This is a genomic window from Nesterenkonia xinjiangensis (assembly GCF_013410745.1).
GTDB lineage: Bacteria > Actinomycetota > Actinomycetes > Actinomycetales > Micrococcaceae > Nesterenkonia > Nesterenkonia xinjiangensis.
This window is the reverse complement of the sequence record NZ_JACCFY010000001.1, coordinates 1,417,900-1,440,775: the sequence shown is the minus strand read 5'-3', so window position 1 is coordinate 1,440,775 and position 22,876 is coordinate 1,417,900. Positions and strand designations below refer to the sequence as shown.

At 68.8% G+C, this 22,876-nt stretch carries 17 protein-coding genes; 8 read left to right on the top strand and 9 right to left on the bottom strand.

The window, feature by feature from the left end:
• Window positions 1-5: 5 nt before the first annotated feature.
• The 5 genes from HNR09_RS06565 to HNR09_RS06545 form a co-directional block, all read right to left on the bottom strand.
• Complete coding sequence (locus HNR09_RS06565; protein WP_179541311.1) at window positions 6-2,342, bottom strand: family 78 glycoside hydrolase catalytic domain; 2,337 nt, start codon at window positions 2,340-2,342, stop codon at window positions 6-8.
• Between the two features lie 60 nt (window positions 2,343-2,402).
• Window positions 2,403-3,719, bottom strand: a complete 1,317-nt coding sequence (locus HNR09_RS06560; RefSeq protein ID WP_179541310.1) for an MFS transporter — start codon at window positions 3,717-3,719, stop codon at window positions 2,403-2,405.
• Window positions 3,720-3,871: 152 nt separating this feature from the next.
• Window positions 3,872-4,924 carry a LacI family DNA-binding transcriptional regulator gene (locus tag HNR09_RS06555; protein WP_179541309.1) on the bottom strand — a complete coding sequence of 351 codons (1,053 nt, stop codon included), beginning with the start codon at window positions 4,922-4,924 and terminating at the stop codon, window positions 3,872-3,874.
• Between the two features lie 12 nt (window positions 4,925-4,936).
• Window positions 4,937-6,289, bottom strand: coding sequence for a hypothetical protein (locus HNR09_RS06550; RefSeq protein WP_179540182.1), 1,353 nt, complete (start codon window positions 6,287-6,289; stop codon window positions 4,937-4,939).
• Window positions 6,276-6,662: a hypothetical protein gene (locus tag HNR09_RS06545; protein ID WP_179541308.1), complete on the bottom strand. Its 387-nt coding sequence runs from the start codon at window positions 6,660-6,662 to the stop codon at window positions 6,276-6,278. Before HNR09_RS06545 ends, HNR09_RS06550 begins: the two co-directional genes overlap by 14 nt.
• A 181-nt stretch (window positions 6,663-6,843) precedes the next feature.
• Between HNR09_RS06545 and HNR09_RS06540 the strand changes: the two genes are divergently transcribed.
• On the top strand, window positions 6,844-7,959 hold the full coding sequence (locus HNR09_RS06540; protein ID WP_179541307.1) for a pirin family protein: 1,116 nt from the start codon (window positions 6,844-6,846) through the stop codon (window positions 7,957-7,959).
• A 452-nt stretch (window positions 7,960-8,411) separates the two neighbouring features.
• Window positions 8,412-8,951 (top strand): NADPH-dependent FMN reductase, encoded by a 540-nt coding sequence (locus tag HNR09_RS06535; protein ID WP_179541306.1) that lies wholly within the window; start codon window positions 8,412-8,414, stop codon window positions 8,949-8,951.
• Between the two features lie 8 nt (window positions 8,952-8,959).
• On the opposite strand, the gene HNR09_RS06530 is transcribed toward HNR09_RS06535, so the two are convergent.
• Together HNR09_RS06530 and HNR09_RS06525 are read right to left on the bottom strand one after the other, a co-directional pair.
• Window positions 8,960-10,156, bottom strand: coding sequence for a glycerate kinase (locus HNR09_RS06530; protein WP_179541305.1), 1,197 nt, complete (start codon window positions 10,154-10,156; stop codon window positions 8,960-8,962).
• 10 nt (window positions 10,157-10,166) lie between these two features.
• The gene (locus tag HNR09_RS06525) at window positions 10,167-11,312 is read right to left on the bottom strand and encodes a mandelate racemase/muconate lactonizing enzyme family protein (protein ID WP_179541304.1); all 1,146 of its coding nucleotides are present in this window, start codon (window positions 11,310-11,312) and stop codon (window positions 10,167-10,169) included.
• 449 nt (window positions 11,313-11,761) lie between these two features.
• Between HNR09_RS06525 and HNR09_RS06520 the strand changes: the two genes are divergently transcribed.
• From HNR09_RS06520 to HNR09_RS06505, 4 genes are all read left to right on the top strand, one after another.
• Window positions 11,762-12,694 carry a carbohydrate ABC transporter permease gene (locus HNR09_RS06520; RefSeq protein ID WP_179541303.1) on the top strand — a complete coding sequence of 311 codons (933 nt, stop codon included), beginning with the start codon at window positions 11,762-11,764 and terminating at the stop codon, window positions 12,692-12,694.
• A gap of 118 nt (window positions 12,695-12,812) precedes the next feature.
• On the top strand, window positions 12,813-13,661 hold the full coding sequence (locus tag HNR09_RS06515; RefSeq protein WP_179543058.1) for a carbohydrate ABC transporter permease: 849 nt from the start codon (window positions 12,813-12,815) through the stop codon (window positions 13,659-13,661).
• Between the two features lie 204 nt (window positions 13,662-13,865).
• Complete coding sequence (locus HNR09_RS06510) at window positions 13,866-15,227, top strand: Gfo/Idh/MocA family oxidoreductase (RefSeq protein WP_179541302.1); 1,362 nt, start codon at window positions 13,866-13,868, stop codon at window positions 15,225-15,227.
• A gap of 28 nt (window positions 15,228-15,255) precedes the next feature.
• A complete protein-coding gene (locus tag HNR09_RS06505) occupies window positions 15,256-16,161 on the top strand; it encodes an NAD-dependent epimerase/dehydratase family protein (RefSeq protein ID WP_179541301.1) in 906 nt (301 codons plus the stop codon).
• Window positions 16,162-16,277: 116 nt separating this feature from the next.
• On the opposite strand, the gene HNR09_RS06500 is transcribed toward HNR09_RS06505, so the two are convergent.
• Window positions 16,278-19,595 (bottom strand): pectinesterase family protein, encoded by a 3,318-nt coding sequence (locus HNR09_RS06500; protein ID WP_179541300.1) that lies wholly within the window; start codon window positions 19,593-19,595, stop codon window positions 16,278-16,280.
• 239 nt (window positions 19,596-19,834) lie between these two features.
• On the bottom strand, window positions 19,835-20,263 hold the full coding sequence (locus HNR09_RS06495; RefSeq protein ID WP_179541299.1) for a universal stress protein: 429 nt from the start codon (window positions 20,261-20,263) through the stop codon (window positions 19,835-19,837).
• A gap of 273 nt (window positions 20,264-20,536) precedes the next feature.
• Between HNR09_RS06495 and HNR09_RS06490 the strand changes: the two genes are divergently transcribed.
• Window positions 20,537-21,877 (top strand): ABC transporter substrate-binding protein, encoded by a 1,341-nt coding sequence (locus tag HNR09_RS06490; protein WP_179541298.1) that lies wholly within the window; start codon window positions 20,537-20,539, stop codon window positions 21,875-21,877.
• Between the two features lie 28 nt (window positions 21,878-21,905).
• Window positions 21,906-22,862 carry a carbohydrate ABC transporter permease gene (locus HNR09_RS06485; protein ID WP_179541297.1) on the top strand — a complete coding sequence of 319 codons (957 nt, stop codon included), beginning with the start codon at window positions 21,906-21,908 and terminating at the stop codon, window positions 22,860-22,862.
• Window positions 22,863-22,876 lie beyond the last annotated feature (14 nt).

Here is a 22,876-nt window from a genome sequence, read left to right as displayed (position 1 = left end):
TCCGCTCAGCCGAACCGCAGCTCGTGCCTCCCCGCGCCGATCACCTGCGTCTCCGCGCCGGGGAACGTGGAGGAGACGTCGACATCGGCCTCGACCCCCTCCGGGAGCTCCACCGTCAGCACCAGCGCCTGCCCCTCGCGCCGCCAGGCCACTGTGACCAGCCCATGGGGCGTCTGCTGCGTGGTCTCCGCCCAGGTGATCTCCTCGGCGAAGACCCCGACGGGAGGCTGCGGGGCCACCCGCACCCGCGCATAGCCCGGTTCCGCCGGAGCCAGGCCGCCGACCACCCGATGCATCCAGGCGGCCACTGACCCCAGCGCGTAGTGGTTGAAGCTGGTCATCTCTCCAGGGTTGATGGTCCCGTCCGGCAGCATGGAGTCCCAGCGCTCCCAGATGGTGGTGGCACCCATGGTCACCGGGTACAGCCAGGACGGGCAGCCGGTCTCCAGCAGCAGTCCGTAGGCCTCCTCGGTGTGCCCGGTGCTGCTCAGAGCCTCGGTGATGTACGGAGTGCCGGCGAAGCCGGTGGACACCCGGAACTTCGCCTGGCGCACCAGCTCGGCCAGGCGCTCGCCGGCGGCGGCACGCCGTGTCTCGTCCAGCAGGTCGAAGACGATCGCCAGGGTGTAGACGGTGGTGGAGTCCGAGCGGATGCGCCCCTCGGCGTCCACATAGTGCTCCAGGTACGCGGCCTGAACGCGATCGGCCAGTGCACGGAAGGTGGCGGCATCGTCGTCGCGGCCCAGGATCTGTGCCGTCTCGGCGACCATGCGGGCGGTGCGGACCACGCAGGCAGTGGCCACCACCGCACGGTCGGCCTTGGCGTTCCAGGGCTCGTGGGGTGAGGCGTCAGGGTCCAGCCAGTCGCCGAACTGAAAGTCCTGATCCCACAGCCCGGTCGGCGAGAGCCGGGACTCCACGCGGCGCAGATGCGCGGTCATCGAGTCGTACTGGGCGGCCAGGACGTCGGCCTCCCCGGAGGCCTCCCACAGCGCCCACGGCACCCACACCGCCGCATCGGACCAGATGGCGGCCGACTCCACGGGCTGGAACTCCTCCGGCATGTCCTGGTACTTCAAGGCATCCGGCACCACATAGGGCACGAACCCGGCGGCTGCCCGCTGCTCGGCGTCGAGGTCTTGCAGCCAGTCCGCCAGGAAGCCGTGAACGTCGTACAGATGCGCCGCCGCCGGTGCGAAGACGGCGATGTCACCGGTCCAGCCCAGCCGCTCGTCGCGCTGCGGGCAGTCGGTGGGCACGTCCAGGAAGTTCCCGCGCAGTCCCCACACCACATTCTCGTGCAGCCGGTTCACCAGCTGGTGCGAGGTGCGGAAGGTCCCGGTGCGCGGCATCTCGGAGTGCACGACGACGGCGGTCAGCGCGTCTGCGGACAGCTCGCCGGGGTAGCCGGTCACCTCGGCATAGCGGAACCCGTGGAACGTGAACGTGGGCTCGAAGGTGTCCTCGCCGCCGGAGAGGACGAAGCGGTCGGTGGCATCAGCGTGCCGCAGCGGACGGGTGCCCAGCTCGTCCTGCTCGAGCACCTCGGCATGCTTCACGGTGATGGTCTCCCCGCGGGCCCCCGAGGCGGACAGTCGGAGCCAGCCGACCAGGTTCTGCCCGAAGTCCACCAGGGTCTTCCCGCTCGGGGAGGTCCAGATGCGCTGCGGGGGAATCTCCTGCTGGCGGCGCACCGGCGGGCCGGTCGGCTCCACCAGCTCGGCGTCGAAACCGAGGGTGCGCACCGGGACCTCGGTGGGGTCCTCCCCGCGTCTGCGTGCGTCGATGGTCTGCCCGTCGTAGAGGTCGTCGGAGAGGATCTCGGATCCGGAGGCGGACCAGGACTCGTCGGTGGCGACGGACTGGATGTGGCCGTCGTCGTACTCCACGTCCAGCTGCATGATCAGCCCGCGGTGCTCGCCGTAGAGCCTCCGGCGCTCCTGCCAGCCGAGCTGGCCCAGGTACCAGCCGTTGCCCACGGTGGCGCTCAGCACATGCTCGTGGCGGACGTCCGCGGAGCCCTGCAGCTCGGCGGTGATGTCATAGGTCTGGTACCGCAGCCTCCACTCGTAGCTGGACCAGCCGGGGGCCAGCACGTCCTCGCTGACCGGGACGCCGTCGAGCTGGGCCTCGTAGACGCCCAGCGCACTCGCCCGCAGAGTGGCCCGCAGGACCTCGCCGTGGCCGGCCTCCAGGGTGAACATCTTCCGGAACCGTGGGGCCGAGTCCAGTGGGGCGGCCGGAGTGATGGCGCGGGTGGTCAGCGGCGGAAGCCCGGCGGCGGGGCGGGCCCCTTCACCCGGCGCGGGGGCTGTGCGTGTGTCGGTGGTGTGCTGGGTCATGAGGTCCTCGCGATCGGTGGGGTCGGCGGCGTCTGGGGGGGGGATCAGCGACGCTTAGGGTCAGCTGTGGATGGTCGGCGCGTTGGAGGTGGCAGGCCGGAGATCATGGCTGGAGGCATCTGCGGCCGGGGTGTCGGCGTCCTTCTCAGACTGCAGGACCTTCGGGCGGCGCGCCACCCAGAAGAACCCGATGAGTCCGGCCACCAGGATCACCGCGGCCAGGAAGAGGAACATCAGTTCGGCGGACTGGTCCAGGATCAGCGGGGTGAAGAGGCCCACGCCGGCGGCCACCACCCGCGCGAAGGCGATGCTGATGCCCTGGGCGGTGCTGCGGTGCGCGGTGGGGATCAGCTCCTGGGACCACACCTTGAACATCGGTTCTCCGGAGACGATCCCCGCGATGCCGTAGACCACGCCGAAGAGCACCAGCGCCAGGATGGAGACGCCGACCACGGCCGGGACGAGGCAGGCGATCACGGCGGTCACGGTGCCCAGCGCGAAGCCGAGCATCCGGTACCGGGTGTCCACGATCCGCATCAGGAACAGCGAGGCCGCAATGCTGCAGGCCAGGCCGACCAGGCTCATCGCGGAGGCGGTGGAGACATCGGCGCCGGCCACGTTGACATACATGTAGGTGGAGAACTGGCCGTTCGTGTTGGCCGCGATGTTGGTGATCGCGTAGAACAGCGCGACACCGGTGAGTGCGGGCAGCCACCGGCGGGAGAACAGGTCCTTGAGGCTGGAGCGGTCCACGGTGCCGGTCTGCACTGCGACCTGCCGACGCATCCAGAGGGGGGATTCGGGCAGCCGCATGCGCAGCGCGAGCACGATCAGCGCCACGACCAGCAGGTGCCCGTACATGATGCGGGCACCGGTGGCCCCCATGTCCCCGACGATGATGCCGAAGACGCTCACCACGGGGATGGCGATCATCCACAGCACATGGGAGAAGGCGACCATCTTGCCCTCGTCGTTCTCCGGGGCGGACTCGGCGATCATCGCCAGCGACGGCGGCAGGTCCGCGCCGGAGGCGAAGCCCAGCAGCAGGATCCCCACGTAGAGCGCCTCTACGCCGGGGGCGGCGACGAGGACCAGCGCCCCGACCGCGTACATCATGATCGTCAGGGTGAAGACCCGGCGGCGGCCGAAGCGGTCGGAGAGATTGCCGCCGATCAGGGCGCCGATACCGATCATGACCATCAGCAGGGCGGAGAGCTGGCCGAACTGGCCCGAGGTGATGCCGAGCTCGTCCTGATAGAGCACCAGGGCGGTGCCGGTGGTGACGATCGCGCCGGCGTCGAGGTACGACGCCATGCCGGCGACGCCGGCGGTCCACCAGGCGCGGCGACGCTCAGGGGTCATGGTAGTCAGTGGCATGGGGAACTCCTGGAGGAGCGGGTGCGAGATGTCACCCGGTGAGGTTGGTCACGTGTGCGTGATCACCCAGCGTACGAGCATGTAGAACGTTTTACAAAATGCGACATGAATCGTTTCATCAGGTACGTGGGGCGCGCTGGAGAATGTCCAGGTCAGCGGGGTGGGGCGCTGGTCCCGCGCGTCACCAGCTCGGGCACGATCACCCGACGCATCGGCTCGGATCGGCCACCGAGGCGCTGCAGCAGCAGATCCGCGCTGATCGCTCCGGTGGTGGCGCCGTCCTGATCCACGGTGCTCAGCGAGATGCGGCCGATGCCGGAGACGAAGGTGTTGTCGAAGCCCACCACGGAGAGGTCGCGCGGGACGTCGACGCCGAGTTCCTCCGCGGCCCGCAGCGCGCCCAGCGCGCTGCCGTCCGCACCGGCGAAGATGGCGCTGGGCGGTGCCGCACCGCGCAGCGCCTGGAGCGTCGCGGTGTGGCCGCCTGCCTCGGAATAGTCGGACTCGATCACCTGCGGAGTCAGCCCGTGGCGGGCCATGGCGTCCAGGTAGCCGTCCAGGCGAGGGGTCTGGGAGAGCACCGAGGGACGCTGCAGGCCCTCGATGGGGGCGGTGATGTGCATGATCCGCTCATGGCCGAGCGCGGCGAGGTGGTCGACCACCAGCCGGGCACCCAGATGGTCGTCGGTGACCACGGAGTCGAAGTGCTGGGAGCCTCCATGCCGTGCCACCGTCACCAACGGAAGCCGTCGGCCGAGGTCCTCCAGCCACTCCGGCTCCATGCTGGGGGTGATGACGATCAGCCCGTCCACCTGGCGATCAGTCAGGGCCTCGATCGCGCGCTTCTGCCGCTCGGGATCTATGCCCCCGGTGATGAGGATCTCCTGGTAGGGGGTGTCCGCGAGATGGGCGCTGATGCCCTGGACGATCTCGGGCTGGAACTGCGCGGCGAGGTCTAGCAGCATCACGCCGATCGTGTAGGAGCGGCCGCGCATGGCCCGAGCGCCGGCATGCGGCCGGTAGCCCAGCTCCTGGACGGAGGCGCGGACCTTCTGCCGCATCTCATCACTGACCCCATAGGCCGAGCGGAGCACCTTCGAGACCGCCGCCGTCGAGACTCCGGCGTGGTGGGCGACGTCTGAGATGGTCACCCGACGGCCACGCCGTGGCCCGCCCTCGGTGCCGTCGTCGCGCGTCCGTCCCATGATCATGAGAGGCTACATGGCCCCTGCATCAGCCCCAAGCCCAGCGGCAGCGCCCGCCGCGTCGGACGCGGAGAGCGGCAGATCCATGCCGATCCTCGTGGTCGGGCCCGACCCGGAGTCCCGCCAGCACCATCCCTGGTGGGCAGCGGCGACCTGCTCGGCCATCTCCCAGCTGCCGAAGGCGCCCGATGGGGACGGGCGGGCAGCCTCCGCGCTGCTGATCGCAGTGTGGCTGAGTCGGGTCGTCGTGGCGCGTCCGGCGGGGACGGCCGCCGTCGCGCCGGGCTCCGGGTCGGGGGTCTGTGGAGTGAGGCTGCGGACCGTCAGCCGCAGTCTGCTCGGTGAATCCTGCTGCGCGGCCACTGTGCCGGCGGTGAGGACCACGGCGGCGTCCACGGGTGCTGTGGAGCGGCTGCTCTCGGTGCCCAGTGCATGGTCGACCAGCGCCAGCATGCCGGTGTGGACGGCGTCGGCGTCGACCTCTGCCTCGATCTGGGCGAGCTCTCCGAGCACCCGGACGACCGACGCCTCACTCCGGAGGGCCGTCTCGACGACGTCAGGGTTCTGGAGGGGTTCCGTGGCGAGCAGGAACCGCCGCTGAGGGTGTGTCACAGCGGCCTCGCGCTGGACCCCCAGCAGCAGCCGGGCCGCAGTCGTGGCCTGCGGGTGGATGTCCGGGGGAGGGGGCAGGGGATCCGAGCGTCTCGGTACCTGTGCCTCCACGGTGGTGGACCGCTGCGCCGGCGGTGTGCCGTTCCAGCGGGAGGTGAGCCAGGCCAGGGTCGCCGCCAGGAGCAGGGACGCGGCGCCGAGCCGGGCGAAGGTGGCGGTGGTGGTCTGCACGTCAGCCTCGGCCGGGGTGGTGAAGTGCAGGACCAGGAACGCTCCATCCTGGTCGGTGGTCACCCGGCCCCAACGGACCTCTCCGAAGCCGTCGGTGTGCAGGGCCCCGGAGCTGGCCTCGGCGGAGAGCACGGCGTCCATGGCGGTCTCTGACTCGGCGAAGCGGAGGCCGGCGTCGTGCCGCGCATTGTCCAGAAGCATCACTTCTCCGTCGGAGAGGGCGATCAGCGCCTCGTGGCTTTCCGGCGTCTGCCGGGCCAGGAAGCTGCGCATCAGCTCGGCCTCGGAGGCGAACTGCTCCTCCTCGCCGTTGCCGATGTGGTGAGAGCCCTCGACGAAGCCGATGAAGGACTGCACCTCCTGGGTGATGGTCTCATCGGCCTGCTGGCCCACCTGCACCAGCAGTACGGTGCGCCCGGCCACCAGGGTCGCGCCCAGGGCGAGGGCGCTGATCAGCAGGCTCCAGGTCACCAGCTTGAGCCGGGGGCCGGCGGCGGGCGGGACAGGCTCAGTCGTCGTCATCGTCGTCCCAGTCGTCGTCGTCCCAGTCGTCGTCCCAGTCGTCGTCGTCCCAGTCGTCGTCGTCCCAGTCATCGTCGTCCCACTGGGGCGCCGGCTGGGGAATCTGGGACTGCTCCGCCGGGGTCTGCTCGGCCACCTCGGGCTGCTCGGGAGAAGGGGAGGGGGAGGCTTCGGGTGCGGAAGGAGGGTCCCCCGGCTCCCGGTGGGCTTGGTCGTCCGTCACCGAGCGGGAAGGATCGAGTCGACGCTCGACGTCGAGGATCTCAGTGGGCAGGCTGGCCGGTTCCGTGGCCAGCTGGAAGGCGCGCACACCCAGCAGTGCGGCGCCGATGAGCGTGACCGCACCGAGGACCACGAGGACTCGTTTCCACATGACATCCAGAATGCGCGCTGAAGGTGAGAGCAGGATGAGAGATCCGCCGGCCGACGTCGGAGCCTGGGGAAGGGCGAAGGGCCCTGGCACTCCCCTCGCCTTGAGGGGTTGGATAGAGTGGAGACGGACGTGTCATTCAAATTTGAAACGGCCGGATCTCCCGGTCTGCGGAGGGGGCATCATGAGCAACACTGAGCGTGACCCGCAGGAGCAGCTCTGCGTCAACGGTTCCCAGGCTTCCGGAGGGCTGCGGGACGGCGTCGCGGTGGCTGACACGGGCGTGGAGGTGCTCGAGCCCCGCGATGTCCCCCTGGGTGGTCCCCGGGCGATGAATGTGCGCCGCACTCTGCCCCAGCGCGCCCGCTCACTGGTCGGTGCCTGGTGCTTCCTGGACTTCTTCGGACCGCATGATGTCACCGAGTCCGGGCCCATGCGCATCCCCCGCCACCCGCACACCGGCCTGGCCACCGTCTCCTGGCTCTTCTCCGGGCGCATCGACCACCTCGACTCCGCCGGACATTGGGCCACCGTCCGGCCCGGTGAGCTGGCCCTGATGAACGCCGGCCGCGGCATCAGTCACTCCGAGCACTCCGCGGCGGACACCACGATGCTGCACGGCGCGCAGCTCTGGTACGCCTTCCCGGACGAGCACCGCTTCGTGGAGCCCTCCCTGGATGCGCACCGTCCGGAGACCGTCGCCGGTGAAGGCTGGGAGGCGAAGGTCTTCCTCGGTGAGCTGCTGGGCAGCCGCTCCCCGGCGCGCACCTATATCCCGCTGACCGGCGCGGAGCTGCGACTGGAGCCCGGGGCGGTGCTGGACATCGAGGTGCCCCCCGGTCATGAGCACGGGCTGCTTTCGGTCCGCGGCGCGGTGCGCCTCCACGGAGCCGACATCCCAGCCGACCATCTGGGCGTGGTCGGAGCCGGTCCCACCGTGCTGCGGGTCGAGGCCGGTGCGGAGCCGGTGCTGGCGCTGCTGATCGGCGGGGAGCCACTGGATGAGCAGATCGTCATGTGGTGGAACTTCGTAGGCCGATCCCACGAGGAGGTCGCCGCGTACCGGGCCGCCTACCAGGCGGAGATGGGTTTCGAGCAGCCCTCGCCGGGGTCGCCGATGAGCCTGCGGGCGGATGCCGCACTCGGGGCACCTCTGCAGGGAGAGCTGCGTGAGGCGCTCGCCGATGCGACGTATGAGGACGGCCTCCCATTTCCGCAGTTCGGTGACTTCCCGCCCGGCCAGGATGCGCCGCTGCCGGCCCCGGCGCTGCCGACCGCACGGATGAAGCCCCGCGGTTGACGCCCTGTGTTGTCTCCGGTTGAGGACAGGATCTGACCTCATTGCTCCGTAGCGTGAGTTCCATGACGGAAACCATGCGGAGAGAGTCCACGGCAGACCCACAGGCCGGATGCATATCACCGACCCCCGACCCCCGGCGGGAGACGTCGACGGTGCCGTCCCGGTCGCCTGAAACGCCAGAGACGCCAGAGACGCCAGAGACGCCAGAGACGCGGTGCGAGGGGCGTCGGCGTCGTCGGGCGCTGGCCCGCGAGATCAGACGCGCCCGCGCCCGTGAGCAGGCCTACCTGCGATTCGAGGCCGAGCAGACGGCCAGGCGCTGGAGGGTCGGCGGCTCGGCGGACTTCCGCTGGCTCTGAGGGGCCGTCCGCACCAGATGCCGCTCTCCTCGGTGGCGCCAGTCATGTGAGACTGGCCAGGTCAGTCACGTCACCGACAGAGGAGGATCATCCATGGTGCGGATCGGGTACATCGTCGGCAGCTTCGCGGAGGACTCGGTGAACAGGAAGCTCGCCGAGCTTCTTGTGGCCCAGGCGCCCGAGCGCGCGGAGCTGATGGAGATCGACATCCGGCCGCTGCCGCTCTATGACCGGCACCTTGACGCGGAGTTCCCTGAAGAGATGGCCGCCTTCAAAAAGGAGGCTGCCGCCGTCGACGGTCTGCTGCTGGTCAGCCCCGAGCACAACCAGAGCTTTCCCGCTCCGGTGAAGAACGCCCTCGACATCCTCACCCGGCCCCCGAAGCAGGGCGTGCTGGCCGGCACGCCGATGGGGATCGCGGGGGCCTCGCCGAGTCGGTTCGGCACGATCAACGGCCAGACCCAGCTGCGCAGCTTCCTGCCCCTGCTCGGGGTGAAGCTCATGGGGACCCCGCTGATGGCCGTGCAGGTCACCGGGGACACCTTCACTGAGGACGGTGCCGACGCGGCACTGGTCCGCCGGGCGGCCAAATACATGGACGCCCTGACCACCTGGGTGGAGCAGCACTCCTGAGAAGAGCGTCAGCCCGCCCCGTGGGCCAGCAGTCCGCAGGCCTGGGCGGCGCTCTGTTCGATCAGCTCCGGAGCCCGCTCCAGCAGCTCCTCCAGGGCGGCTGCGCCGGGGGCGATGGAGAACGCCCCCGTCAGCCCCGCCTGCCGGCATTCGGCCGCGCTGAGCTTCACGGTCCCGGCGACGACGACGACGGCGGCGGCCCGCGGCGCGTGACGTCGCACCGCCTCCACCACCTTCCCGCCCAGGGACTGGGAATCCAGCGAGCCCTCCCCGGTGAGCACGATGTCCGCCTCGGCCAGCGTCTCAGCCAGTCCCACGGCCTCGCCGACCATCTGTGAGCCTGGCACCACCTCGGCGTCGAGCAGGCTCACCATCCCCACCGGGATGCCGCCGGCCGCGCCGAAGCCCGGGGCCTGACGGTACTGCTCTGCAGGGACTCCGGTGTGTGCGGCGAGCACCACGGCCAGGTGGGAGAGCCCGGCGTCGAGCGCCGCGACGGCGTCGTCGTCCGCGCCCTTCTGCGGGCCGAACACCGCGGCCGCGCCGCGTGCGCCGGTGAGCGGGTTGTCCACGTCCACGGCGATCCTCCAGCGCACCGCGGCGGCCCGAGGGTGCAGCCCCGTGGTGTCCACCGAGGCGATCTGGGCCAGCCCCTGTCCGCCGGGGGCCACGGGTGCGCCGGAGGCGTCGAGGAACTCCACGCCCAGGGCGCGGAGGAGTCCAGTGCCCCCGTCAGTGCTGGCCGAACCGCCGATGCAGAGGAGGACCTCCTCCACCCGGGCGCCCACCGCCAGCTCCTCGTCCTCAGGGCCGCTGTCCAGGAGGTGCCTTGCGATGAGCCCCACTCCGTAGGTGTCGGCCCGGCCGGGCTGCAGCGGCACGTCGCTGACCTGAGGCAGGCCGTTGCCCTGGGCTGCTTCGAGGACCGCGGTGCGGCCGTCAGCCGAGCGGCCCACCAGGGCGGTGCCGGGGCGGCCGATGGCGTCGACCACCTCGATCTGCTCGGCCTCCTGCCCCCAGACCGCCAGCAGCGCCTCCAAGGTGCCCTCGCCGCCGTCGGCGAAGGGCAGCTCGATGATCTCCGCTTGGGGGAAGACCTGCCGGGCGCCTCGGGCCAGTGCTGCCGCAGCTTCGGCGGCGCTGGCGGAGCCCTTGAACGAATCGGGGACGCAGACGATGCGCGGTGCTGCTGTGAGGTGGCTCATGCTGATGACTCTACGACGACTGGACCACAGCCCGGCGCACCAGGTGTTCGCTCAGCACCCGCTCATCTGGGACGAAGCCGAGCCCGGGGGCATCGCCGAGAGTGATCCGCGGCCCGGCCCCGTGCAGGCTGTGCAGTCGCTGCGGCCACTGCAGGAACGGCACTTCCAGGCGCACCTCCTCGCCGAGGGTGGCGATCAGCTCCGCGGAGGCGTTCAGCGCCGGCCCGTAGTAGAAGCAGTGCGGGACGACGGCGACTCCGGTCTCCTCCCCGGCGGCGAGGACCTCACGCATCGCCGAGATCCCGCCGATCTTTCCCACGCTGGGCTGAGCGTAGTCCACAGCCCCGGCGCGCATCTGCTCCACCATCCCCTGGACCCCCGAGGCGTTCTCCCCGGCGGAGATCCTGCCATGCCGGGCGTTGAGCCGGGCGAGGGCGGCGGTGTCATCCGGGGGGAACACGGGCTCCTCCAGCCAGAGCAGATCTGCGGGGGCGAAGGCTTCCAGCGCCGCGGAGGCCTCGGACTCATTCCAGCGGCAGTTCACGTCAGTCATCAGGCCTGCCTCCGGGCCGGCCTGGGCGCGGGCCGCCGCGACGGCCTCGGGGGAGGACTCGTGCAGCTTGAAGGAGGCGTAGCCGGCCTCCTGAGCTCGCGAGATGTGGTGGGCGACCTCCACCGGGTCATCCCCGTAGTGGACCAGGGAGGCATAGCAGTCGATGGTGTCCCGGGGCTGCGGGGTCAGGAGGTGGCGCAGCGGCATCCCGGCACGCTGGGCAGCCAGGTCCCACAGGGCGATGTCCACCGCGGAGAGGGCGAAATGCACCGGTCCCGTGCGCCCGAATGCGTGGAACGCGTATTCCGCATCTCGACGGACGGTCGCCGGATCGGCGGGGCGTCCGAGGTGGAACGGGGCGACGATGCCCTCCAGCGCGGCCCAGGTGGCCGGATTGCTCCGGTGGCCGAACGCCTCGCCCCATCCCACGGCGCCATCGGAGTCGGTGAGCTTCACCAGAAGGGACTCCATCTGGGTGAAGGTGTGGGAGGAGGCGTTGTACTCGTCGATCGACTCCTCGCCGATCACCCGGCGCGCGGCGGAGAACGGCATGGAGGTCAGCAGCAGCTCGATGCCTGCGACGGTGGGGAGACTCTCGGCCATCTCTCTCCTGGGTGGGGGGGGGGGCGGAACGGGCGGGTGAGCAGAGGAGTCAGTGGAGCGGGTGAGTCCGCGCGGGCCTTCGGTGAGGTCGTCGTGGGCTGCGTCTCCGAGCCTAGTGGGGTCTCATGATGCCGTCCACGGGTGAGGATGCATGGATTGATACCCAGATGACATGGAAAAAAACGATTCAATTGGCGTTCCCCGGTTTTCCGGGGATGTTCGCGCGGTCGGAGAGTGTCCGTGGCGTCCGTGAGCCCGGCGACTGCCGTTCAGCCTGTGTTCACAGCGATCGGTGTGCTTGACCTCACAATGTGGCCTCACTTACCGTGGACAGCACGTACACGGAAAGCGATTTCCCAAAGTTTCGAGGAGGCAGCGATGCTGTCCCAGATGCAGAGCATCGATCCCGGCGCGGAGCACCGTCCCGCCGTGGGTCGGAAGGCGGCGCCATGAGCGTCGTCGCCGAGCTCCAGCAGCTCAAGAAGGGCCCCGCAGGGGGGCGCAAGCGGAAGCACAAGGAGAACAAGGCAGGTCACCTGTTCCTGCTGCCGTGGACCATCGGTCTGATCGGCATCACCCTGTTCCCGATGGCCGCGTCCCTGTACCTGGCCTTCACGAACTACAACCTGCTCCAGTCGCCCGAGTGGATCGGCATGGAGAACATCACCCGGATGCTCGGGGATGATCGACTGCACAACTCCCTCCAGGTGACCTTCACCTATGTGTTCGTCGGAGTGCCGATCCAGCTCGCGGTCTCGTTGGCGATCGCCATGCTGCTGGACCGTGGCATGCGAGGCCTGTCGTTCTACCGCTCCGTCTTCTACCTGCCGTCCATGTTGGGCTCCTCCGTGGCGATCGCGGTGCTGTGGCGCCAGATCTTCGGTCACTCGGGCCTGATCAACCAGCTGCTGGCCATGGTCGGGATCGAGGGTCAGGGCTGGGTCTCCAGCCCGGACACCGCGCTGGGCACCCTGATCATCCTCCACGTGTGGACCTTCGGTGCCCCGATGGTGATCTTCCTGGCCGGTCTCCGGCAGATCCCGGACATGTACTACGAGGCCGCCTCGATCGACGGCGCCAGCCGGTTCAAGCAGTTCTTCGCGATCACCATCCCGCTGCTGACCCCGATCATCTTCTTCAACCTCGTGCTGCAGCTGATCGGCGCGTTCCAGAACTTCACGCAGGCGTTCATCGTCTCGGGCGGCTCCGGCGGCCCGGCGGACTCCACGCTGTTCTACACGCTGTACCTCTACCAGCAGGGCTTCGGCCGCTTCGACATGGGCTACGCCTCAGCCATGGCCTGGCTCCTGGTGCTGATCATCGCCTCGATCACCGCCGTCAACTTCTGGCTCTCCAAGTATTGGGTGCACTACGATGACTGATTCCACGACGACCACACCGTCCGGCGCGCCGGCAAAGAGCCGCGCCGAAGCCCAGAAGGCCGACGCGACAGCGGCCCTGGCCGGGGCGAGCTCCCTCACCTCCGAGGACCGGGCGCCGATGAAGTCGACGACGCCGACCCAGCGGGCGGTCAAGGCCACCGTCAAGCACATCCTGATGATCCTCGCCTCGTTGGCGATGATCTATCCGTTGCTGTGGATGCTGGTCTCCTCGCTGCGCCCCAACGAGGCGATCTTCCGGGAGCCGGGGATCCTGCTCACGACCCTGGAGTTCAACAACTACGTCCAGGGCTGGAACGCGCTGAGCCATCCGTTCAGCCACTTCCTGTGGAACTCGGCGATCGTCGTCTTCGCCTCGATCCTGGCGAACCTCATCGCCTGCTCGATGGCGGCCTACGCGTTCGCCCGCCTGGACTTCAAGTTCAAGGTCCCGATGTTCGCGGCGATGCTGCTGACCATCATGCTGCCGGTGCACGTGGTGATCATTCCGCAATACATCCTGTTCTCGAACCTCGGCTGGGTGAACACGTTCCTGCCGCTGATCGTGCCCAAGATCCTCGCCACGGACTCGTTCTTCATCTTCCTGATGGTGCAGTTCATCCGCGGCATCCCGAAGGACCTGGACGAGGCCGCCCGCATCGACGGCGCCGGTCACATCCGGATCTTCTTCCAGGTGATCCTGCCGCTGATGGTCCCCGCCCTGGCGACCACCACGATCTTCACCTTCATGTGGACGTGGAACGACTTCTTCAGCCAGCTGATCTTCCTGACCTCGCCGGACATGTACACGGTGCCACTGGCGTTGCGAGCCTTCATCGACTCCACCGGCGAGTCGAACTGGGGAGGCATGTTCGCGATGTCGATCATCTCGATCCTGCCGCTGTTCCTGATCTTCCTCTTCGGTCAGCGGTTCCTCATCAAGGGCATGGCCACCACCGGCATCAAGTAGGTCCGTGCCGCACCGTCCGTACGACGGTCGTCCGCCGCTCCCCGCGGCGGGCGGCCGTCGTCGGCGTCTCAGGGTGAGATACCCCGACGGAACACCTGCGATCCACGGAAAGCATGAGAGCACGCCTTCTCATTCCCTGCCGACACGACAAGACTGTTGGGGAGGACATCCCCAGCGCACACCGCAGAAGGAGCTGGCTCCCCCGTGAGCACTGAGAACACACGAACCCGCTACGCGATCATCGGCATGGGCAGCCGCTGCCAGATGTACATCGACGCGATCCACGGGCCCCACGCCGACGTCGCCGAGCTCGTCGGACTGGCCGACACCAATCCTGGCCGCGCGGCCTACCACCAGCAGCGCATCGCGGAGGTCCACGGCGCGGAGATCGCGACCTTCGACCCTGCTGAGCTGACCACCCGCATCCAGGCCGAGGGCATCGATCGAGTCATCATCACCAGCCCTGACTTCACTCACGCGGACTACATCGTTGAGTCCCTGGAGGCGGGCGCCGACGTCGTCGTGGAGAAGCCGCTGACCGTGGACGCAGACTCCAGTGCGCGGATCGCCCGGACCGTGGAGGCCACCGGGCGCGAGGTCATCGTGACCTTCAACTACCGGTACTCTCCGCGCAACACCGCGCTGAAGGCCGCCATCCTCGACGGGAAGATCGGGGAAGTCACCTCGATCGACTTCACCTGGGTGCTCGACACCGTCCACGGCGCCGACTACTTCCGCCGCTGGCACCGGAACAAGAAGAACTCCGGTGGCCTGCTGATCCACAAGGCCTCCCACCACTTCGACCTGGTCAACTGGTGGCTCGCCGACGTCCCGGCACGCGTCTACGCCTCCGGGGGACTGAAGTTCTACGGAGCGGAGAACGCCGCGGCTCGGGGCATCGCTCCTGCTGAGCGCGGCACCCGTGAGGGCTCCGAGCAGGACCCCTTCGCGCTGGACCTGCGCAGTGACGAGAAGCTGCAGAAGCTCTACCTCGACAACGAGCACCACGACGGCTATATCCGTGACCAGGACGTCTTCGGCGAGGGCATCACCATCGAGGACAACCTCGCGCTGATCGTGGACTACGCCCGCGGCGCGGTGCTGAACTACTCGCTCAACGCCCACGCGCCCTGGGAGGGCTACCAGGTGGCCGTCAACGGCACCGAGGGTCGGCTGGAGCTCGAGGTGGTCGAGCGGGCCGCCGTGCTCCCGGCTGAGGGCGGGGCCCCGGTGGACCCCTCGGTCTCGGACGACGGCCAGTCCGGAGCGCTCCGTTCCAAGGGGGAGCGCCTGGTGCTGCAGCGGCACTGGGGCGAGGCTCAGGAGATCGAGATCGTCCAGGGCGAAGGGTCCCACGGCGGCGGCGACGGGCTGCTGCTGGCCGACATCTTCAACGGTCCCGGCGAGGATCCGTACAAGCGCCCGGCAGGGCTGGTCGACGGCATCCAGGCGATCATCGTGGGCGTGTGCGGCAACACGTCCCTGGAGAGCGGCGGCCCGGTCCGGGCGGCCGACGTCGACCTGGGCCTCTCCGAGGCGGCCGGCGCCGCCGCCGTCGCGAACTGACACTCGAGCAGAGCACAGGAGGCCTCCGATGGCCGAACGCATCATCGTCACCGGCGGCTCCGGCCGCCTGGGCCGCAGCGTGGTGGCAGGCTTCGCCGCCACCGAGCACGAGATCATCAGCGTGGACCGCGCGCTGCCCGAGGAGCCCACTGACGGGGTGGCGTATCGCAGCATCGACCTGCTCGATGCTGAGGCCACGCGGGAGCTCTTCGAGGAGCTGGCACCGACTGCGGTGGTCTCGCTGGCCGCCATCGCCGTGCCCTTCAGCGCTCCCGAGGACGTGATCCTCAAGACCAACGCGGGGATCGCGCACAATGTGACCGCTGCGGCCGTGGCCTCCGGGGCCACGAAGGTCGTGATCGCCTCCAGTCCTTCGATCATGGGATACGGATCTCCCGCCGGCTGGGTGCCGCCGCGTCTGCCTCTGGATGAGGACGTGCCGCCGCAGCCGTGGCATGCCTACGGTCTGAGCAAGCATGTGGCCGAGCAGGTGGCCGCGATGTTCGCCCAGCAGACGGATGAGGTCACGTTCGTCTCCTTCCGGCCCTGCTACGTGATCGCGCCCGAGGAGTGGGAGGGCGCTCCCACCCAGCAGGGCCACACGCTGGCCGAACGGCTCGACGACCCGGCGCTCTCCGCGGTGGCGATGTTCAACTATGTGGATGCCCGAGACGTCACCGACTTCCTGCTGACGCTGTTGGCGAAGATCGACCAGGTGGAGAACGGCTCGGTGTTCTTCGTCGGAGCCAGGGATGCGCTGGCCCGGCGGCCGCTCGCCGAGCTGATCCCGGAGCACTTCCCCGCCCTGGCGCATCTGGCCGGGGATCTCACGGGGGATGCTCCGGCGTTCTCCATCGAGAAGGCCCGCCGGGTGCTCGGCTGGGAGCCTAGGCGGAGCTGGCGCACCGAGCTGGTGAGTGAGCCGGTCTCCTGATCTGTCCCCGTCTTGTTCGTCTGTCCCCGTGGAACGTCACGAGGACAGACGCACAAGAAGGGGATACACAGTGGAAGACCGCATGACCCGAGACGTCACACCATAGGGTGACGCCGTCAGCGCCAGGGGCGCCAGCGGTCTTCGCCGCTGAGATACGTCTCGCGCGTGTGCTCGGAGGCTTCCACCTCGGTCAGCTGCGGTCGACCGTCCCAGGTCTCACCCTCGGGCACGGCACCCGGACCGGCGTTGCCGTACTCGGCCAGCAGGCTCTCCTCCCACGAGTGGCCGCCCATGTCCGCCCAGGCCGGCGTGGCGATATGGGCCCCCAGCTCGGAATCGCGCACGATCATCGACGGCTCCACGTCCGGGTTGCTGCTGGGGTGCCAGGGCCGTCCCAGGTGCACGGTGCCCTCGGCCGCGTCCGAGGTGAAGGTGCTGTGCAGGATCAGGAAGCCCGGCGATCCCGGGTGGGTGGCCGGTGCGCCGACGTAGCCGTTGTTCAGTTCGTCACCCCGGTCCAGCGAGTGGATCTGGGAATTCTCGACGACGGCGGTGGCCCCGCCGAAGAGGAAGTCCACATCGCCCTCCAGGTACGAATCCCGCATGTAGACCCGGGCGCTCTCATCGCGCGACGGCGTGTCGGCCAGGAACGTGTCCTGGTTCCCCAGCAGCCGCACATCGTCGAGGATCACCCGATCAGCGGCGGTGCGCAGCGTCACCGCCTGGCTGGGGCCGTGCTCCTCCTCGTCATAGGCGTTCTCGATCGTCAGGCTCTGCAGGGTGACGTCCTCCGCGAGCACCGCCACCGTGGGGGAGCCGGTGAGGCCGAACGTGCCGCCGTAGAACTTCTCCTGTCCGGCGGCCAGGTCGTAGGAGATCACGACGTCCTCCGGATCACCGGTGGCGCCGCGCAGGGTGATGCCCTCCATGCCGGGCCAGATCCGTACGACCTCCTCGTAGACGCCCGGCTTGATGTCGATGTCCACAGGCCGGTTTGCGCGCCAGGCGGCGCCGACGGCGGCACCGATCGATCCGTAGTCGCCGCTGCCGTCCAAGGCCACGGTCACCGTCCGGCTGACCTTCTCCGGCGCGCCGAGCGGGCCCGCGTCTGCGGTGACGATGCGCCGCACGTCATCCACGGGATCCGCGGTGTAGTCGTAGTGATCGGTGGGCTCGAAGGTCGGGCCGGTGTCGTCCCGGCGCCCGCGGGCGTCGGTGAAGCTGTTGCCGCGGAGGTCGACCTGGGACTCCGGGTCCTTGGCGACCACAGGGTCCTCGCCATGGGCGTAGACGCTGTTCTCGATCACCAGCTGCGCGGCCCCCCGGGACATGGTCCCGTACTGGCCGAAGCCCTCCACGAGGTTGTTGTACAGGTGGCCGGCGGCGACGTTGTCGATGCTCGCGTTGCGTTGATAGGAGTTGGAGAACCAGTTGTGGTGCATGGTCAGGGTGGTCTCCACATTGTCCGTCCAGCCCACTCCGATGGCCTTGTTGTGGTCCCGGAAGATGTTCCAGGACAGCGTCATGGCGGTGGAGTCCTTGCGCAGGTCCGCCTCGCCGTCACCGATCCGGGTGAAGTCGACGTGGTCCAGCCACACATGGGAGGAGGTGTCCACGCGGACGCCGTCGTTGTCGTTGTCCTTGCCGTCCCAATCTCCGGGGACGTAGGAGTCGCGGATGCGCAGGTTGCGGATGATCACGTTCTGCACCTCGTCCAGGGAGAACCCGCCGCCGACGAGCGCAGCGCGGGAGTTCAGCCCCACGATCGTCTTGTCGCCGGCCACCCGGATCATCTCTCCGAGCTCCTCGACCTCGATGGCGCCGTGGATGAAGATCGTCACCGGCTCCTCGAGTCCGGCCCAGTGCGCGAGCTCATCGGAGTCCTTCACGGTCACGGCAGGGCCGCCGGTTCCGCCTGTGGTCCCCTGAGGGAAGTCGTCGGTGGGGGAAGCGGCGAATCCGGTGGGTGTGGGCGACCAGACGGGACCGGCCTCCGTGGTGGTGTCCGGAGCCTTGATGCGCTCCAGGACCTGCTCGCCGGCGGCGACCGGATCGGTGGGGTCGGTCCACTCCGGGGTGAGGTTCGCCCCGGCGTGCTCCTCGACGGCCGCAGCGGCGCGCTCCGCGGTCTGGACCACGCCGTGCGGGCCTGCCTCGCCCGCGATCTCATCGCTCAGCGGCGACTCCGGGTGTGCCTCGTTGTAGGCGCCCAGCACGTCGACGGGCTCGCCGTTGATTCGGGTGCCCTCCTCCACGATCCCCTCGCCGCCCCAGGCGTGGATGATGTCCGCCGCCGCGACGTCGTCGGCGAGCTCGAAGGCGTTGTTCCGGGCCGTGATGCTGGACTCCACGCCCACGCCCCAGGAGTACAGGTACGGGGACGAGTCGGTGGCACGGTAGAGGTTGTTGTAGACGTGGACCTGGCCGAAGCGGACCCTCGGGGCGCGTTGGACGAGGTCGACGAACTCGTTGTGGTGCATGGTGACACGCAGGGTGCCACGGTCGGTGATCCTGTCATCGCCGTTGCCGAAGAGCATCGCCTTGTCGTGTCCGGCGAACCGGCCCCAGGACACGGTCACCAGATCAGACTCGCGGACGATGTCCAGCATCCCGTCATGCCGATGGACCTGCTGGCCGAAGACCTCCGGCTGCTCAGCGTGGGCGGTCTCGCCGCCGTCGAGCGTCAGGTGGTCGAGCCAGACGTGGGTGGCGCCCGAGAGCGTCACGTTGTCCCATTCGACGTCCCATTCATCGCCCTTCCACTGCGGGAAGCAGTCGTAGGGGTCGGAGATGCGCAGGTTCCGCACGATGACGTTGTCCACCTCCGAGAGCTCCACCTGGAACCCGGTGAGCCTGGTGTCCTCGGCGCCGATCAGCGTGGTGTTGGCTCCCAGCAGCAGGCGGATCTGCTCTCCCTGCGCCTGGTGGGAGGCGCGGCGCGCCTCTTCGAGCGGGCCCTCGGCGGCGTCCTCCCAATGCTCGGGGTCGAAGGCCTCCAGATAGCCCTCCCAGGTGTAGCCGTCGCGCTGGTAGTCCTCGCAGGTCATGAGGGAGCCGTCGTCGGCCTCATCGGCGTGGATGTCTTCGGTGACCCGCACGATCTTGGGCTCGTCGCCGGCGACGGCGTCCACGAGCTCGGCTCGGCTGGAGACCTCGATGATCTCCGCGGCTTCCGCACCGCCGGTGGTGCCGCCTTCGGCCGAGGCCCAGCCGTCACCGGGGGAGAGCGTCTCCCGGGCCAGCTGGTCTTCCGCGGAGAGTGCGGCGGAGGGGGAGTGTGACGGCGCCGGGGCCGCCGGCGACGGCGCGGCCTGAACAGGGGCCAGGCCGGCGCTCGCGAGCATGGTGGTCGTCAGCAGCGCCGCGGCGGCGGACCGCCGAGCTCGGCGTCGTGCCGATGGTCTGATCTGAGGTTCAGGGGCGGGCAGGGGCATCTGGGGCCTTTCCGGCGAGAATCAGTACCTTGATGTGACCGGAATCACTGAGAAACCGGTTTCTCGACCGTAGATCGGGGCTCCTCCAGGGTCCAGGACCGATCAGGCATCACGCGATTCCCTGCACGCACTGCGTAATGGGCTGCGCCTGCCGGATTAGGGGTGGAAGCACGGCGCAGCGCGACGGCCCCGGCAGATCACTGCCGGGGCCGTCGTCGCGCTGGTGGTGACGCGGGGCGTCAGTCGGCGTAGGTGTTGGCGATGTAGACGTCGCAGGTGGCGTTGTGCGAGACCGAGTTGGCCACGCTGCCCAGCACTCGGCTCACGCCGCGCATGCGCTGGTTGCCGACGACGATGATGTCGGCGTCGACCTTCTCCGCATAGCCGATCAGCGCATCGGCAGGCTTGCCGTGCACCGAGCGGGGCAGGATCTCCGCCTCGGGCGCCTTGAGGGTCTCGGCGACCTTCTCGGCGATGTAGCGGGCGTTGTCAGCGTCGGAGACGACCCACTGGTCCGATCCGCTGCTGACGACCTCGGTGCGGTCGTCGGCGTAGGCCGAGACCACATGCAGCGGGGCGTTCAGCTTGATGGCGAGGGCGCGGGCCTTCTCCGCGGCCTTGCGGGCCGTGGGGCTGCCGTCGACGCCGACGATGATCGGACCTGACATGGTGTGCTCCTTCATGGGACTGCGCGATGTGACGTGTTCAGCGTAGTCGAGGACGCGTTGTCGCGGGAGTGGGTGGGGTGGGTCTCTCGGTCCCCAGGCCGTGCCGGGTTCATGCGCGCTGGGCATGGAGGGACATACAACGGGCATGATCCAGGCCCCTGCGACCTGTTGAAAGTGTTCTGAATCACAGAGTATCGTGACGCTCACTCACAGTGAGAAACCGGTTTCTAGCCGGTGTGGCGGGGATCCGTCCCCAGCGACAAGGAGGTCTGCATGGAACAGGATCGGCGACACACGGCGCGCTCGGGGCTCTCCCGACGCACACTTCTCAACCTCGGAATGGGAGGTGCGGCCGCGCTGACCCTCGCCGGCTGCGATCGGTTCGGGGGCGGCAGCGCCTCCGCGGGCGGAGCTGCCGACTCGATCAACATGATCTGGTGGGGCGATGCGGCACGGTCCGAGCAGACCGAAGCCATGCTCGACGTCTACCGGGGCCGTCACTCCGACGTCACCATCGTCACCGACTACGCGGACTCCGGGCCCTACCAGGACCGCATGGCGACACGGTTCGCCGCCGGAGACATCCCCGACATCATGAACCAGCGTCGTGACGGCCTCCGGGAGTACGCGGACCGCGGGACGCTGCTCAACCTCAATGACCACCTCGACGTCCTGGACCTGAGCGATGTGCCAGACACGTACCCCCTGGGACGCGTCGGCGATGACCTCTACGGCATCCCTGCCGGCCTCAACACGGTCGGGTTCATCATCAACACGGACCTGGCGGGCAGCTACGGGGCCGAAGTCCCCGATCACCTGACCTGGTCCTGGGACGATCTCTGGGACTTCAGCCGGGAGATCACCGAAGCCGCACGGTCCGGGGGCGACGAGGTCTACGGAGTCGACCTCTCCTTCGCCACCATCCAGAACCTGGTGGTCTGGGTGCGGCAGGCCGGGGAGGACCTCTATACCGAGGACGGCCTCTTCGGCGCCAGCGAGGAGACGTTGGCCGCGTGGTTCGAGATGTCCGTGGAGCAGCGCGAGAGTGGGGGACTTCCGCCGGCAGGATTCCTCGACGTGACCGGCAGCTCGGCCGCCGAGTCCGCCATCGCGGCGGGCCGGGTGGCCGGGCAGGTCATCCCCACCAACAACCTCGAGGTCCACGGCGAGGTCGTCGATGGTCCGCTGCAGCTCTGCCGCTTCCCGGGCGAGGTGCAGTCTGTGCGTCGTGGGATGTCGATCGACACAGCCATGTACTGGTCCATCGGTGCCGAGGCCCCGAACGTCGAAGGCGCGCTGGACCTTCTCAACTTCATCGTCAACGACGCCGAGGGCAACGCCGCCGTCGGGGTCACCCGGGGCCTGCCCTGCAGCGAAGCCGTCGCCGAGGAGATCGCCGACTCCCTCAGCGAGGCCGACCAGGAGTCCATGCAGTACCTCATGGACCTGTCCGAGGAGGATCTGCCCGAGTCCCGGCCGGACCCGGCGGGAGGTTCGGCAGTGCAGGACATGCTGACCGAGGTCGACGAAGAGGTCCAGTTCGGTCGGCTGACGCCGCAGGAGGCCGCCGCCCGACTTCGCGAGACGGCCGACAGCGCCATGGGGCTGGCATGATCCGGGCATCGAGGGGGAGGAGTCTGACATGGCGGTGATGGCGACCGAGGCCCCTCAGCGGGCGTCCGACGAGGCGCGGCCGGCGCCGTCGCCGCAGCGAAGGACCCGACGACGGCGCCGCCCGATCCAGTGGGCCGGATACATCTTCCTGCTGCCCTGGTTCCTCGGGATGCTGTTCACGATCGTGCCCTTCGGTGCGTCCCTGTACCTGGGGTTCACGGACTATGACCTGCTCACCCCGCCCAGCTGGGTGGGCCTCGAGAACTTCATCGAGCTCTTCCGGGATCCGCGGGTGGGCCAGTCGCTGATCGTGACCTTCACCTACACGCTGGTCTCGGTGCCGCTGTCGCTGATCGCGGCTCTCGGGGTGGCGCTCGCGCTGAACCGAGGCCTGCGGGGACTTCCGCTCTACCGAGCCGTGTACTACTTGCCCTCGCTGTTGGGCGGCAGCGTCGCCATCGTCATGCTGTGGCGGCAGATCTTCGGCACCCGGGGGATCGTGAACACCTTCCTGGGCTGGTTCGGAATCGACGGTCCGGCGTGGGTCTCTGACCCCAGCACGGCGCTGAGCGTGCTGATCATCCTCAATGTCTGGACCTTCGGCGCCCCCATGGTGATCTTTCTCGCCTCGCTGCGACAGGTCCCCACCATGTACTACGAGGCCGCCGCCGTCGACGGTGCCACCCGGTGGCGGCAGTTCCGGTCCATCACGTTGCCGCTGATCAGCCCGATCATCTTCTTCAACCTGGTGCTGGCCACCATCGGGACGCTGCAGACCTTCACCCAGGGCTACGTCCTCTCCAACGGCTCCGGAGGGCCGGCCGGCTCCACGCTCTTCTACAACCTGAACCTCTACATCGAGGGCTTCAGCCGCTTCAACATGGGTTACGCCTCAGCCATGGCCTGGCTGCTGCTGGTGATCATCGCCGCGTTCACCGCGGTGAACTTCATCGCGCAGAAGTACTGGGTCTATTACGAGAACTGACAGAAAGCAGGCTT

What these genes read in the sequence shown, in the direction of transcription:
- HNR09_RS06565 (WP_179541311.1), bottom strand. Translation starts at nt 2,342, where the DNA reads ATGACCCAGCACACCACCGACACACGCACAGCCCCCGCGCCGGGTGAA.
- HNR09_RS06560 (WP_179541310.1), bottom strand. Translation starts at nt 3,719, where the DNA reads ATGCCACTGACTACCATGACCCCTGAGCGTCGCCGCGCCTGGTGGACC.
- HNR09_RS06555 (WP_179541309.1), bottom strand. Translation starts at nt 4,924, where the DNA reads ATGGGACGGACGCGCGACGACGGCACCGAGGGCGGGCCACGGCGTGGC.
- HNR09_RS06550 (WP_179540182.1), bottom strand. Translation starts at nt 6,289, where the DNA reads ATGACGACGACTGAGCCTGTCCCGCCCGCCGCCGGCCCCCGGCTCAAG.
- HNR09_RS06545 (WP_179541308.1), bottom strand. Translation starts at nt 6,662, where the DNA reads ATGTGGAAACGAGTCCTCGTGGTCCTCGGTGCGGTCACGCTCATCGGC.
- HNR09_RS06540 (WP_179541307.1), top strand. Translation starts at nt 6,844, where the DNA reads ATGAGCAACACTGAGCGTGACCCGCAGGAGCAGCTCTGCGTCAACGGT.
- HNR09_RS06535 (WP_179541306.1), top strand. Translation starts at nt 8,412, where the DNA reads ATGGTGCGGATCGGGTACATCGTCGGCAGCTTCGCGGAGGACTCGGTG.
- HNR09_RS06530 (WP_179541305.1), bottom strand. Translation starts at nt 10,156, where the DNA reads ATGAGCCACCTCACAGCAGCACCGCGCATCGTCTGCGTCCCCGATTCG.
- HNR09_RS06525 (WP_179541304.1), bottom strand. Translation starts at nt 11,312, where the DNA reads ATGGCCGAGAGTCTCCCCACCGTCGCAGGCATCGAGCTGCTGCTGACC.
- HNR09_RS06520 (WP_179541303.1), top strand. Translation starts at nt 11,762, where the DNA reads ATGAGCGTCGTCGCCGAGCTCCAGCAGCTCAAGAAGGGCCCCGCAGGG.
- HNR09_RS06515 (WP_179543058.1), top strand. Translation starts at nt 12,813, where the DNA reads ATGAAGTCGACGACGCCGACCCAGCGGGCGGTCAAGGCCACCGTCAAG.
- HNR09_RS06505 (WP_179541301.1), top strand. Translation starts at nt 15,256, where the DNA reads ATGGCCGAACGCATCATCGTCACCGGCGGCTCCGGCCGCCTGGGCCGC.
- HNR09_RS06500 (WP_179541300.1), bottom strand. Translation starts at nt 19,595, where the DNA reads ATGCCCCTGCCCGCCCCTGAACCTCAGATCAGACCATCGGCACGACGC.
- HNR09_RS06495 (WP_179541299.1), bottom strand. Translation starts at nt 20,263, where the DNA reads ATGTCAGGTCCGATCATCGTCGGCGTCGACGGCAGCCCCACGGCCCGC.
- HNR09_RS06490 (WP_179541298.1), top strand. Translation starts at nt 20,537, where the DNA reads ATGGAACAGGATCGGCGACACACGGCGCGCTCGGGGCTCTCCCGACGC.
- HNR09_RS06485 (WP_179541297.1), top strand. Translation starts at nt 21,906, where the DNA reads ATGGCGGTGATGGCGACCGAGGCCCCTCAGCGGGCGTCCGACGAGGCG.